11 protein-coding genes are annotated in these 11,573 nt (G+C 45.5%); 8 read left to right on the forward strand and 3 right to left on the reverse strand.

Annotation, left to right across the window (positions count from 1 at the left end; genetic code table 11):
• Positions 1 to 482: 482 nt before the first annotated feature.
• Together EXU57_RS01350 and EXU57_RS01355 are read left to right on the forward strand one after the other, a co-directional pair.
• The gene (locus EXU57_RS01350; RefSeq protein WP_133266360.1) at positions 483 to 1,499 is read left to right on the forward strand and encodes a mannonate dehydratase; all 1,017 of its coding nucleotides are present in this window, start codon (positions 483 to 485) and stop codon (positions 1,497 to 1,499) included.
• A gap of 298 nt (positions 1,500 to 1,797) precedes the next feature.
• The gene (locus EXU57_RS01355) at positions 1,798 to 2,940 is read left to right on the forward strand and encodes an endo-1,4-beta-xylanase (RefSeq protein WP_133266361.1); all 1,143 of its coding nucleotides are present in this window, start codon (positions 1,798 to 1,800) and stop codon (positions 2,938 to 2,940) included.
• A 262-nt stretch (positions 2,941 to 3,202) separates the two neighbouring features.
• Here EXU57_RS01355 and EXU57_RS01360 read toward each other — a convergent pair whose 3' ends face one another.
• From EXU57_RS01360 to EXU57_RS01370, 3 genes are all read right to left on the reverse strand, one after another.
• Complete coding sequence (locus tag EXU57_RS01360; protein ID WP_133266362.1) at positions 3,203 to 4,114, reverse strand: DMT family transporter; 912 nt, start codon at positions 4,112 to 4,114, stop codon at positions 3,203 to 3,205.
• A 270-nt stretch (positions 4,115 to 4,384) separates the two neighbouring features.
• The gene (locus EXU57_RS01365) at positions 4,385 to 5,224 is read right to left on the reverse strand and encodes a 2,3,4,5-tetrahydropyridine-2,6-dicarboxylate N-succinyltransferase (RefSeq protein WP_133266363.1); all 840 of its coding nucleotides are present in this window, start codon (positions 5,222 to 5,224) and stop codon (positions 4,385 to 4,387) included.
• 65 nt (positions 5,225 to 5,289) lie between these two features.
• Complete coding sequence (locus tag EXU57_RS01370) at positions 5,290 to 5,937, reverse strand: TlpA family protein disulfide reductase (RefSeq protein ID WP_165957993.1); 648 nt, start codon at positions 5,935 to 5,937, stop codon at positions 5,290 to 5,292.
• Between the two features lie 120 nt (positions 5,938 to 6,057).
• Here EXU57_RS01370 and EXU57_RS01375 point away from each other — a divergent pair, with 120 nt between their 5' ends.
• The 6 genes from EXU57_RS01375 (at position 6,058) to miaA (ending at position 11,573) form a co-directional block, all read left to right on the forward strand.
• Positions 6,058 to 7,209: a glycosyltransferase family 4 protein gene (locus EXU57_RS01375; protein ID WP_133266365.1), complete on the forward strand. Its 1,152-nt coding sequence runs from the start codon at positions 6,058 to 6,060 to the stop codon at positions 7,207 to 7,209.
• Positions 7,209 to 7,778 carry an L-threonylcarbamoyladenylate synthase gene (locus EXU57_RS01380; protein WP_133266366.1) on the forward strand — a complete coding sequence of 190 codons (570 nt, stop codon included), beginning with the start codon at positions 7,209 to 7,211 and terminating at the stop codon, positions 7,776 to 7,778. The genes EXU57_RS01375 and EXU57_RS01380 overlap by 1 nt, the downstream gene beginning before the upstream one ends.
• Positions 7,779 to 7,901: 123 nt before the next feature.
• Entirely contained in the window at positions 7,902 to 8,096 is a 195-nt protein-coding gene (locus EXU57_RS01385; RefSeq protein WP_133266367.1) for a hypothetical protein, read from the forward strand.
• A 47-nt stretch (positions 8,097 to 8,143) separates the two neighbouring features.
• The gene (locus EXU57_RS01390; protein ID WP_133266368.1) at positions 8,144 to 9,562 is read left to right on the forward strand and encodes a CCA tRNA nucleotidyltransferase; all 1,419 of its coding nucleotides are present in this window, start codon (positions 8,144 to 8,146) and stop codon (positions 9,560 to 9,562) included.
• A 325-nt stretch (positions 9,563 to 9,887) separates the two neighbouring features.
• A complete protein-coding gene (locus EXU57_RS01395) occupies positions 9,888 to 10,454 on the forward strand; it encodes an IS1096 element passenger TnpR family protein (RefSeq protein ID WP_133266369.1) in 567 nt (188 codons plus the stop codon).
• Between the two features lie 201 nt (positions 10,455 to 10,655).
• Positions 10,656 to 11,573, forward strand: a complete 918-nt coding sequence (miaA, locus tag EXU57_RS01400; protein ID WP_133266370.1) for a tRNA (adenosine(37)-N6)-dimethylallyltransferase MiaA — start codon at positions 10,656 to 10,658, stop codon at positions 11,571 to 11,573.

The raw sequence follows: 11,573 nt of genomic DNA on the forward strand, positions 1-11,573 counted from the left end.
ATCGTTGTGCGTGCTCAGTCCCAAAGCCTTGGGCACTCAATTGTACCGCAAAAAATAATACTCAGAAAGCAGCGGTGACCATTCTTGTTGCACGATGATAAAGGGATGAGTGTCGTTTAGTTAATTCTTTTTTTTGGACCAGGCCGTCATATTTCTATTTGGCATCCTTGCGTCGCACTCCCGTCCGAATGGCTTCAGCCGGGCGGGCTTGTACTGCAGTTTCAATATTCCCCTTTAACGCAGTGCGAAGCTTAACTACATGGCATTGACAAAGAATTAACAAGAGAATTATCGTTGCCATTGCGTTCTAGACCCGCTACACCATGGAGGCAGTGGGTCGTTGCGCAGGGCAACGATAAATCATCGAAGTGCCTCAGACGGGTACCAAAAGAAACAATATCTTTTGATTACGGTATATAAATCAGTGTCGTCACATGCGTTTGAGACGCAGATTTTTTGATAGAACATGTTATACCAGCACCATGCAATTATCGTTTTTATTTTTTGGCAATAAGCCCGATGAAAAGTTCCAGCTATGCAGCCAGATGGGCATTGGCCATGCAATAGCAAAGCTGGCTCCGGAACTTACGGGTGATTTGCCACCATGGGACTATGATTCCTTTGCCAGGTCAAAAGCTGTTTACGAAGAACAAGGTTTCGAGCTGACAGGGCTAGAAGGCGACCAGATGGATATGACACGCATCAAACTCGGACTTCCGGGGAGGGAACAAGACGTTGACTTGTATTGCCGGATGCTGGAAAACATGGGCCGGCTGAACGTAAACCTGATCTGCTACAATTTTATGTATACAGGCTGGTATCGTACACATAAGGCAATTCGTGAACGCGGTGGCGCACTGGTGAGTGGCTTTTCGTACGAGGCGGCCTTAAAGGAGCCCGATAACAAATATGCACCGGTAAGTGAAAGCCAGGTGTGGGACAACTATCATTGGTTTATTGAGCAGGTGATGCCCGTGGCTGAAAGGAGCGGGGTGAAGATGGCGTTGCACCCCGATGATCCGCCAATTAGCCCGGTCAATGGTATCGGGAGAATACTGACCTCTGCCGACGCGATCAGAAGGGCATTATCCTTTTCCGATAGCCCATCGCATGGCCTTACATTTTGCCAGGGCACCTATACGACCATGAACGAAGATGTACGAAGCTTAATTCACGAATTTGGAAGCAGCAAGAAAATCTTTTTTGTACACATTCGTGATGTTGTTGGTACACCAACAAAGTTCAGGGAAACTTTTCACGACAATGGTCCCACGAACATGTTCGATATGATGAAGGCGTATAAGGAAGTGGGCTTTGATGGTCCGCTTCGTTCGGATCATGTGCCAACAATGGCAGGTGAAAACAATGAACACGCGGGTTACGAAATGAAAGGTAGCCTCTTTGGAATTGGGTACATAAAGGGCTTGCTGGACGCGTTAGATGGAGAGAAGACGCCGGCACCGAGTCATGATCAAACCTACGTTGAAAATCTATTTTAACACCTTCGCCAGACCTGCTGTTGGTGCATCGGCGAAACGGCGGCTGGCAACGGCTATCTGCATCTCATCTTAAGAGAAACTTTGAACTCACCTCAACCCGGATGTTACAATTTGGAAGAGTATGGCTACATTGTACCCCGACCCTGCGAAATGCTACCGGACCTGTGTTGTGTGACACCTTGAGTATACGATAGCCAAAGCCATTGTACTTGGCAATTGGTTATCTCAAGCCACCTAATATGTTCCTTTGCAGGATCGACGAAGTACCTAATCTATTGAGTGAACAAAACCAACCACCATGTCAGGAATATTAAAGCGCTTGGGGCACCTGCTGACTGCAACTGTAATCATTACTGGTTGCCAAAGCAAAATTGTACCCCAAAATCCGGTTAGCACAGGAACCCAAAACAATCAAACACAAGCAAATAAAGGGCTGAAGGATTATTTCAGCCAGTACTTTCCCATAGGTGTTGCAGTAAATACGAGGTCGCTACGCGGCGATGACTCCGCTTTGATTGTAAAAGAGTTTAACAGTATCACTCCCGAAAACGACATGAAAATTGGGCCCATTCACCCCGAAGAAGGCCGTTATAATTTCGCGAATGCAGATGCCATAGTGGCTTTTGCACAAAGAAACAACCTGAAAGTTCGCGGTCACAATTTGGTTTGGCACTTTGAGTCACAAACACCGAAATGGATATTTAAAGATAAAGATGGTAACCAGGCCTCCAAAGAATTGGTACTACAAAGGTTAAAAGACCATATCACCACGGTGGTGAGCCGGTACAAAGGCAAGCTATATGCATGGGACGTAGCAAATGAGGTAATCTCCGATAAGCCCGACGAGTACCTGCGCCCGTCTGAATGGTATAAGATATGTGGCGAGGATTACATCATAAAAGCTTTTCAGTGGGCTCACGAGGTTGACCCTGGAGCCCAGTTGTTTTACAATGACTATAACGAGATCAGCCCAATAAAACGGGAAAAAATCTACCGGTTGGTAAAAAGTCTTAAAGACGCTGGTGTACCCATCCATGGAGTGGGCTTACAGGCGCATTGGGCAATCAATGAACCAAGCCGCGGACAACTTGATAGTACGCTGAAAAGGTTTGCCGATCTTGGATTAAAGATCCAGATTACCGAGTTAGACATCTCCGTTTATCCGAAAGAACATGATGCACGCGAAAGAAGGCCCGAAGATGCCTTTGCCGACTTTACGGCGGAAAGAGAACAGGCTCAAACCGAGAAGTACCGGATGTGTTTCGAACTATTTAAGAAATACCGGAGTGCAATTACCAGTATCACCTTTTGGAATCTCGCCGACCGGTATAGCTGGTTAGATAACTTTCCCGTGAGAAACCGGAAAGATTATCCTTTGCTATTCGACCAGAACCTAAAGCCAAAAAAAGCCTATTGGGAGGTAGTAAAAACCGTACAATAGCGTAAACCGGTATATAAACGCTAAACAAACACAGATGAATAGCCGAACCCCGACTAAAGCTGCCGGCGAAAGGGAATGGGTAAATGCACGTCTGCACAAGGATACATTCCTGCTACCTGAGTCAAAACTTTGCTCGACAACGGGGAATTAAGGGCGGGTTACAAGCATGCTCAGGCAGTATGTGAAGTAACAGTCGTACCCTTGACCTCAGCCACTACTTCATAATGCGTGATAAATGAACGGGTAAAAAACCGGGTTGCGCTCAATTTCCTTTCCAGCCGATCAAGAGCACTCCCGCAATTACCAGCAGGGTACCAATAACCTGTTCCATAAACATCTTTTCACCCAGCACATAATGCGCCTGCAAAATCGTTGAGACCGGGCCGATACTGGAGATGATGGCGACATTATTTGAGCCTATACGTTTCATCCCCTCGGAGATCATAAAGGAGGGGATAACGGTTGCCACTACCGCCAGCAGTATGCCGTACCACCACAATCCCGCACCAGTGTTCAAGTTATGGTAATCGCCAGCAACTAAAAAATGGATGAAAATACCCACAGTCGCCCCAAGCATGGCATAGGCAGTGAATTTGGCTGAACCCACAACGGGCACCAACTTGCCACCCCCAACGATGTAGATCGAATAGGTTACTGCGCACAGAAAAACCAGGAAACTACCCCAAAAAAATTCAGGGCTCATCTCAATCTGCAATTCGCCAAAATAGGCAATTGCGATCCCCGTATACGTCAACAGCAACGCTATTTTCTGGTTTCGCTTCATGTTCTGTTTAAACACAAATGCGTTGATCAACACCGCGAAAGTTGGGTATAAAAACAGGATCAGCCGCTCGAGGCCTGCCGAAATGAATTGCAGTCCGGAGAAATCGAGGTAACTACTAATGTGATACCCCATTAACCCAAGGCCAAGCACATAAAGCCACTGCCGGCGGTTCATACGCACATTCCCCATTTTGCGCGAGGTAAAATAAGCTGCAATTAAATAAAAAGGTAAGGAGAATAGCATTCTGAGTGTCAGTAGTGTAAGCACATCAGAGCTGGTGTCGGCAAATGCCCGTTTTACAAATATGGCCTTTGTCGAAAATAGTACGGCACCGATAAACGTGATCATAAATCCTGCTATACTGATCTTATATTTTACCTGTTTGTGCATTCGTATTTACATTAAATTCAGCTAAGTATTTCCGCCGCAGCTGGCGAGATGGAACAACATTTATCTTCCGGCACTTTTACAATCCGGTACTTTGGTTGCGCGGCTGCTTGACGTACTCTATGTCCACTACCAAAAACGAAGTGGCAACCGCTTAATGTAAGCGCAATCAAGCAACAACGGCTGTTTAAATCAAAGATGTTGACCAAATAGGAGAGGCCGCCTGATGATACAGACGGCCCCCACTTATAAGTTAAATTAGGCTAAACGCATTTATACGGAAACATTGAAATCCCGCAAAGCGTCGTTTAAACTCGTCTTTAAATCGGTGCTCGGTTTTCGTTGCCCGATGATGAGTGCACAGCTTACATTATATTCTCCGGCCGGGAATTTCTTATTATATCCACCCGGTATAACAACGCTGCGCGCCGGTACCCGACCACGGTACTCTACCGGCTGTTCGCCACTAACATCAATGATTTTCGTGCTCTGTGTAAGTACAACATTTGCTCCCAGTACGGCCTCTTTTTCTACGATTACGCCTTCCACAACAATGCATCTGCTGCCGATAAAACAGCCGTCTTCAACAATCACCGGACTGGCTTGTAAAGGCTCCAGAACCCCGCCAATGCCAACCCCTCCACTGAGGTGAACACCTTTACCAATCTGCGCGCAACTGCCAACCGTTGCCCATGTATCTACCATAGTGCCCTCATCAACATAGGCACCGATATTTACGTAGCTTGGCATCAGAACCACGTTTCTACCAAGGAACGCCCCATAACGTGCAACAGCATGCGGAACAGCACGTACCCCCAGGTCTTTGTAATTACTTTTCAACTTCATTTTATCGTAGAACTCAAAAGGTTCAAGGGTATACGTTTGCATTTGCTGTATGCCAAAGTACATCAGGATGGCCTGCTTTACCCATTCATTGGTTACCCAACCTTTTCCTTCCTCGTCGTTTAACCGCACGCTGTCTGATGGCTCAGCAACACGAAGCAAACCTTTATCGATCTGGTCAATGGTATCGCGTACGGCATTTTCGTAACGTTGTGTCTTTAGCAGGTCGCGGCTTCCCCAGGCCTGTTGTATCAGTGACTTTAATTCCATGAATAAAAATTTGTGCGAAAATACAGGGTTAGCCATTTAAAAGATTATGCATAGCTATTTATCCTTTACTCCCGGATATTTTCAGTTGAGGGAGACATTCCGGTGATGACGTTCAGGGAATCTATCCGCTGCCTGTTTTGAGCAAAGAATTGCTGGCGGTTTTTATCGTTTCCAAACATCTGCCGGTAACTTGACGATAGGCTTTGTCCGGAGCCGGCATTGTAGAGTGCCCAATGCACCCACCCCGACTGTGATGGCCGGGGAGCGCGATAGCCAATTACCTGTGCCCGGGGGTTCACGAGCAGGTAAGTTGGAAAATCGTCTACACCATATAAGCGCACCAGGTTGAGCCGTTGTGGGCGGTTGCGCGCATAAAACAAGTTTATTCCTTTTATCTGCTTTTCTTTAATCATTGTTTTCCAGGCTTCTTTCTTTTCAAAATTCTCGATGCAAATGTTCAGGAAAACAATATTTGTATCAGCCTGGAAGAAGGTTTTCAACGCCCGTGCCGGTTCGATTTCCTCAAGGCAAGGCGGGCAGGTGGTAAACCAAAAATCAACGTAAAGGGTTTTTCCTTTTAATTGTTCATTCTTGAAAATGTTTCCGGTTTCATCTTCCATCTCGGGCAATTGCAAGATTTTACCATTGAGGTAGTCGAATGTTGCCGCAATTTTGGGATCATAAACAACTTGCTGACCCTGAGCTGTGAGCATACTCGAATAAATTGTCAGGAGAAGTAAAACATAGGAGAGGCAGTAAGTTTTCCGGGACCTTACTTCTGCGAACTGAATTGTACTGTACATTAGTGTATTCTTATCCAAGGATTTTAAACTATGAAGATCGCCTTTGATGCAAAGCGTGCATACCAAAATAATACTGGACTAGGGTATTATAGCCGAACCCTGATTACTTCACTCGCTAACGCTTATCCCGAAAATGAATATTTCCTCTGTGCCCCAAAACTAACCAATAGGTATAGTATTGCCGGCTTTAGAAACATGCACAATATCGTTCCTGAAACCATGGCCGCCAAAAAGCTGAAATCTTTGTGGCGAAGCAAATGGGTGACCGAGGATCTCGTGGCTTCAAACATTAACATCTACCACGGCCTTAGTAACGAAATACCCGTTTGCATCAGGTCGTCGGGTATCCAAACAGTCGTGACCATTCATGACCTGATCTTCGAGCGTTATCCCGAGCTATACAACTGGGTAGACGTGCATATCTACAGGAACAAGTTTCGTTATGCCTGTAAAAACGCGGACCACATCATAGCAATCAGCGAACAAACTAAAAAGGACATCATCAATTTCTACAATATACCTGAAGAAAGCATTTCGGTTTGTTACCAAAGCTGTAATCCGGCATATGGCGTGCTTTTACCCCGGGAAGAAAAAGAACGGATCCGAAAGCTGTATTCGCTTCCTGAAAACTTTCTCTTATCTGTTGGTTCAATTATCGAGCGTAAAAACCTGCTAAATGTTTGTAAGGCCCTGAGCCTTATAAAAAAGCAGGAGCAAATCCCCCTGGTTGTAATAGGTGAGGGTGGGCCGTACAAACAACAGGTTAAGGCCTACCTGGCCGCACAGCAATTAACGGAACAGGTCATATTTCTTTCAGAAAACACCGCTGCAAAATCCTCCTCTGAATTCCAGTCGGGGGAACATTTTCCTGCCATTTACCAATTATCATCAGGGCTGCTTTACCCTTCCGTTTTTGAAGGTTTTGGCATTCCGGTACTTGAAGCCCTGATGAGCAGGGTGCCGGTAATAACATCGTCATTGTCATGTTTGCCGGAAACCGGCGGTGATGCGGCCTATTACGTAAATCCGTATTCGCCCGATGAAATTGCCAATGCAATTACAACCATTTTGAACGACAAGACCCTTGTTACTGAGATGGTTCGTAAGGGGCTTGAACATGCGGACAGGTTTACGCCTGAAAAATGTGCAGCAGAAGTGATGCAGGTTTATCTTCGCCTTTGATGGAAGATTTTACTCCCGATCTAGAACAATGTTTAGAAGCCCTTCACCAGGGCGGGTTGATTTTATATCCAACAGATACGGTCTGGGGCCTGGGCTGCGATGCAACAAACGAAGAAGCCGTGTCAAAATTGGTTAAAATCAAGGGGAAAAGCAGGCACGGACTTATTGTGCTGCTGGCTTCAGAACGTGACATACTTAAATATGTTACCCAGCCCGACCTTGCGGTGTTCGACTACCTGGAGAAACTGAACAAACCTACCACGGTAATATATAAAGGTGGAACTTCGGTCGCAGAGCCGGTATTAGCAAGTGATGGTTCAATTGCTATCCGGCTTGTAAAAGATGAGTTCTGTCGACACCTGGTGAAAAGATTCCGCAAACCCATTGTTTCTACCTCAGCCAACTTTCACGGAAAGCCAACACCGGAAACATTTTTACAAATAGATTCTGAGCTATTCTTATCAGTAGATTATGTTGCCAAATACCGGCAAAATGAAATTGGAAAGTCCGCCCCTTCCTCCATTATAAGGTGGAAAGCCGACGGCCGACCAGAAATTCTAAGGCCGTAACGGTATTACCGGAGCACGCGAAAACGTGCTCTTGTTCAGATCGAAAATGCGTGGCAATATAATTGTTCAATAATAATAACAGCGAACAATTATCGTTTGTATTCTAACAAAAAAACCGATACCATGCAACAAGCTATTTTTAATCCTGCTATGGACACAATAACTGCTTTTCCTTCTTTTTCCCACAATGCTTCTGTACAAACACTGTCGCAACCTGTAGTTTATACCAGACCTGCCGGTCCCGAAGACATGCACAAAGCTGTTATCCACTCGTATAACAACTGGGAGTTTTTTATGAATGAGCTCGAATACGAATAGTTTCAGCAAAGCTTCAGGTTGATTTTCACAACCCTATCTTTGCGGCAATGTATATTTCGTGCAGCGATAGGGAGCGATTTGTCTTTAGAAAAGTGTCAGGTGTTGCCCGGAATTTGAATATGCCGGTCTATATCATCGGTGGTTTTGTTCGTGATAAAATTATCGGCCGCGACACCAAAGACGTTGATCTTGTTTGTGTTGGCAATGGCATTCACCTGGCTGAACACGTTGCAGGCGCTTTTCATCCCCGCCCTCCCCTTAGTGTTTTTAAGACTTTTGGTACTGCCCAGGTCCGGCTTCCGGATCTGGAACTCGAATTTGTGGGTGCCCGTAAAGAAAGCTACCAGTCGGACAGTCGTAATCCAAACGTTGAACCAGGCTCTATTGAAGACGACCAAAACCGGCGCGACTTTACCATTAACGCACTGGCAATAAGCCTTAACCCTGATGATTTTGGCACCCTTGTAGACCCCTTTAACGGTCTTGAAGACATTAGCTCAGGAATTATCCGAACGCCATTAGCTCCGGCTGCTACCTTTAGCGATGATCCTCTTCGCATGATGCGGGCAATTCGTTTTGCTGCCCAGCTCAGTTTTACCATAGAACCTTCGACCCTGCAGGCAATCAGCGATAACCGCGACCGGATAAAAATAATTACCCAGGAAAGAATCACCGATGAGCTTAACAAAATCATGTTGAGCCCGGTGCCTTCAGTTGGCTGGAAACTGTTATATGATACCGGTCTGCTCAAAATTATTTTTCCACAGGTGGTGGACCTTGCAGGTGCAGAATACATTGACGGGAAGGGTCACAAAGACAATTTTTATCATACCATGCAGGTGCTGGACAACATCGCTGCAGTTAGTACCGAATTATGGTTGAGGTGGGCGGCACTGCTTCATGATATTGCAAAGCCTGCAACAAAAAAATTTGAACCTGGCCATGGCTGGACCTTTCACGGTCATGAGGTTGTTGGCGCCCGTATGGTTCCGAAAATATTTGCCCGCCTCAAACTTCCGCTAAACGAGAAGATGAAATTTGTTCAGAAGCTTGTTGAACTCCATCTCCGCCCTATTAGCCTGACAAAAGAAAATATCACCGACAGCGCCATACGAAGGTTACTTTTTGATGCGGGAGAAGACCTGGATGCACTTATGCTACTCTGCAATGCCGACATCACCAGCAAAAACAAGTTTAAAGTAAAACGTTACATCCAGAATTTCGAGTTGGTGCGTGAACGTCTTCAGCAGGTAGAAGAAAATGACCGGATCAGGAATTGGCAGCCACCCGTAACAGGAGAACTTATCATGGCTACCTTCGGATTGCAGCCGTGCAGGCAGGTAGGTATCATTAAGGATGCTATTCGTGAGGCAATCCTTGATGGCGAAATTCCCAATAACTACAATGCAGCTTACGATTATATGCTCCGAAAAGGAAGTGAGCTAAACCTGGTTCCAAATGCCTGAGCTAGTGGTGATCGCAGGCAAAACCCCCTATGGTGGAAAATGATTGATGCTTTAAGCAAACAAGAAAGTAAAAAAGCTGATTAAACCCGCCTGGAAATATTTTCTTGTAACGTAAACACTTCTATTATTTTTACCGCTTTATCCATGGCGCTTTTTCCATAGCCTGCTAAACCAACGAAGATGGATGTGCGGCATGATTAATTAGTAGCTATTAGGATCCGGTTGAAGTGGGGATAGCCTTTCCGACAAAATCAAAGGAAAATGGCAGAACCGCTACGAGGATTGTTTCTAACTGATAAACCCAGCATTTAACTTAACGAAGCAAATGGCCGTTTTAAAATTCAGAGCGTACTACGAGGAAGACGACAGTGTGTACCGCGATATTGTGATAAAGCATACCCAAACGTTTGCTGATCTTCATGCTGCGATACTCAAAGCTTTCGAGTTTGACAACAAACACCAGGCAACATTTTATCGCAGCAACGACAGTTGGCAACAAGGACGTGAGATCAGTCTTGAGAAGTATCCCAGGTCGTATAAAGCAGAACCGTTAATCATGTCTGAAACGACCATCGGTTCCGAGATCAGGGATCCTAATCAAAAATTCATTTACCAATACGACTTCACCAGGAATTGGATGTTTATGGTGGAGTTAATTAATGTAAGTAAAGAAGTCAATCCAAAAATCACCTATCCGTCAACCCTCCGCGTGGAGGGGATAGGTCCGGCGCAGTACGGCACCAAAAGCCTTTTGGGCGACAAGTTTGTGGATATAGAAGAGAAGTATGACTTAAGTGCCGGAGCTGAAGGATTTGGCCGTGAAGGCGGAGACGGGGATGAGACAGACGAAGAAGCCGTTGGGGGAGACGAAGAAGAACACCAGGAAGACTAATCAGGCAAGCACGCCTGCCTTAGACTTTTTACCATAACCCGCCACGGTATGCCTAAACATTGTTGCAGGTTGAACTTTTCCAATGTGACTTGCTCCCAGGCTTGGGTACAGTACCGTGATCGAATGTCAACTTATATGAGCATGCCATTTATTTGATCTACAGATATTTAGTAAGCTTGCTTAACATAGCGAAGAAAGTAAATGTCGGCTTATAAAAATTGGGTGATTATCATCTGCGGCCCTACCGCAGTTGGAAAAACGGACTTGTCGTTAAGATTGGCCGATCTTCTTAAAACGGAGATCATCTCAGCTGACTCCCGCCAGTGCTATAGGGAAATGACGATCGGGGTCGCCAAACCGTCAACCGACGAACTTGCCCTAACCCGGCATCATTTCATTAATTCGCATCATATTGTTGACGATGTAAATGCCGCCACCTTCGGGCAATATGCGCTGTGTGCCGTTGACGAGATTTTTACCCGGAGACAATCGGTTGTAATGGTTGGTGGCACTGGATTGTACATAAAAGCTTTTACCGAAGGTCTTGACGAAATTCCTGGCGTACCCGGAGAAGTCCGGATGAACATAGTTAGCAACTATAAAGCATTTGGATTGCAATGGCTTCAGCAACAAGTGCAACTACATGATCCCAAGTTTTGGCAAATTGCCGAACAATCAAATCCCCGGCGCCTTATGCGCGCCCTCGAGGTAAAGCTTGCAACAAACAAATCCATTGTTGATTTCAGAAAAGGGGAGGTAACTCATCGGCCCTTTAATATCATTAAGATTGGATTGGAAATGGCAAGGCAAACCCTGTACGAAAGAATAAATGCTAGAGTTGACACCATGATCGCCTCAGGGCTACTGGAAGAAGTAAGACAGCTCCTGCCGTTTCGAGATCTGCCTGCTCTGCAAACGGTAGGCTACCGCGAGTTATTTGATTTTATAGACGGCAAGTGCACCCTGGAACAAGCAATCGAAAGTATTAAGACCAACACCAGGCACTATGCAAAACGCCAAATGACCTGGTTCAAAAAAGATGTGTCAATAACATGGTACCAGGCTGAAGGCCAACAGGACAAGCATATTGTAGACTCAATTATAAAAAATATAAACTAA

It is taken from the genome of Segetibacter sp. 3557_3 (assembly GCF_004354985.1).
GTDB lineage: Bacteria > Bacteroidota > Bacteroidia > Chitinophagales > Chitinophagaceae > Segetibacter.